Origin of the sequence: Parabacteroides massiliensis, from assembly GCF_900155425.1 — a bacterium.
In the GTDB taxonomy this organism is placed as follows: domain Bacteria; phylum Bacteroidota; class Bacteroidia; order Bacteroidales; family Tannerellaceae; genus Parabacteroides; species Parabacteroides massiliensis.
Genome location: NZ_LT700202.1, coordinates 1 through 1772, shown reverse-complemented (window position 1 = coordinate 1772; position 1772 = coordinate 1). Strand labels below are relative to the sequence as shown.

The following is a 1772-nucleotide window of genomic DNA, read 5'->3' as shown; positions in this document are numbered from 1 at the left end:
CATCCTAAAAGATCCCCAAAAGGGTCGTATCATTACTCCATACAGAGCTTGATACGACCCTTTTAAGTGTTATACGTTACAATCTGTAACTTTTAGAAGTTGTCATTTCTGTTTTGACACACCCTCCAGTCGAAAAAACGGGATAGGGTTTCTGCCGTTTTTTTACCATTCTTTCTCGGATCTGCCGGAACGGAGGGTTCCGGTGTTTCCTTCTCCTCGCACGGGATGCCGTATTTTTCCTCGAAGTACTGGGGCTTTACCTTGTAGTGCTGCAGCACCATTTCCTCGTAGGCCTTCTGTTGTTCGGGCGTGTAGTCAATGGAGTAGTCCCAATCGAAGCGCAGCCCTTTAACAGGGAACCCGTGGCGCACCATGCGCGGAATGAGCTGGTTGTTCACTATATCCCGCAGCATATCACAGTCGCTTTCCACGAGGTTCTGGAACACTTCAAGGTGCGTTTCCGACTGTGATAGGCTGCTTCCGTCCTCGATGGTCATGGTCTGGCCGATGATGAGTTTTGACAGTTCGGAATTGGCACGGTCGATGCGCTTGTCATAGACATTGAACGCGTCCCCCTTGCCGCTTTCCACAAATTCGATTTCGGTTTCCATGCCTGCCACCATGGAGAGGGCGGTTCCGGCTTCACGCAGCATCTTGTCAAGGCGGTCGATTTCTTTCTGGTCGCGCGAGGTGGTACGTGCGATACGCATGGGCATCCCGAATATTTCCCCGAAGGTGTCCCAAAAGGCCAGCATATTCTTTTTGGGGATAGTTTGTGAGGCAGCCTTGAGATACAGCCCGAGGTCGTCCAATCTGCCGGCCTCAATGAGCCAGTCAGAAAAAGGCGGCTGGCGGTAGTCTATACCTGTAGTCCAGTCCTGCCCGAGGTCGGTGATTACACGCCCGTACTCAGGGATGACATGCTTGCGCGGAATAAGTTTTACATCCGAATAGCAGATACAGCCGTCCCCATCGGTGCATAGGTCGCCTAGTTCGATGAGCGAATGTCCCCAGTAGATTGAATCAAGGGCATAGCGCATGAGCTGCTTGAACCAGGACTGGTCAAAGAAATGAACCGCTTCCTCGTTCTCATCCCCTTTCATATCCACGATTTTGAACGAACGTGCCATGACAAAACCTCTGCGCTGCTCCACGCATCCGGAGAGGTGAAGGTCTATTTCCGCGTCCCGGTAGATGTCGTACAGGCGCTGGCGGCTGGGGTTGTCTACATTGATGGCATACTGCCAGGCATCGCGCCAGTTCTTGATGTCCTTCCGGGTGAGTGCATCGGTGGTGCGTTGCAGGTCGATGACCATTTTCTGCACCTGCTTGATGTCTTTCCCCTTGGCCAGATTGAAATTGCCGTATGGTGTTTGCAGTACGTTTTTCGGTTTACCAGAAAACATACCGCTGAAAAAATCTTTAATATCCATAGTCCTACCAGTTATGATGAAGCTGCTTCTGGCAGCTGTAAACAAATGAATTACCGGACGGCAGCCCATCCTCTCCGACAGCCGGTGGCAAGTCGGGGACAATTTTGCCGGCCTGTACGCCTTCAAGCCATTTGACGGCACGTTCGTAGCGTTCCTTTCGTACCTCGCTTCCCATTTTCTGCGGCATTGATGCGCTCATGTGATAGAGTGCGATGTCGCAGGTGTACATGACAATGAGCCGGTTCCGGTGTTCATCCTGTGCAGAGAAAATGGCCGTACAGTCGTATTTCGGCCGTAGATAACCGGCAATTTCTTCCCGGGCTTCCGCTTCTGCATTGG

At 51.8% G+C, this 1772-nt stretch carries 2 protein-coding genes; both read right to left on the bottom strand.

Annotated elements, in window-relative coordinates:
- Positions 1–92: 92 nt before the first annotated feature.
- Entirely contained in the window at positions 93–1433 is a 1341-nt protein-coding gene (locus BQ9893_RS20905) for a phage portal protein family protein (RefSeq protein ID WP_075967832.1), read from the bottom strand.
- A gap of 4 nt (positions 1434–1437) precedes the next feature.
- A partial coding sequence (locus BQ9893_RS20900; RefSeq protein WP_075967831.1) for a phage protein Gp36 family protein occupies positions 1438–1772 on the bottom strand: 335 nt, incomplete at its 5' end.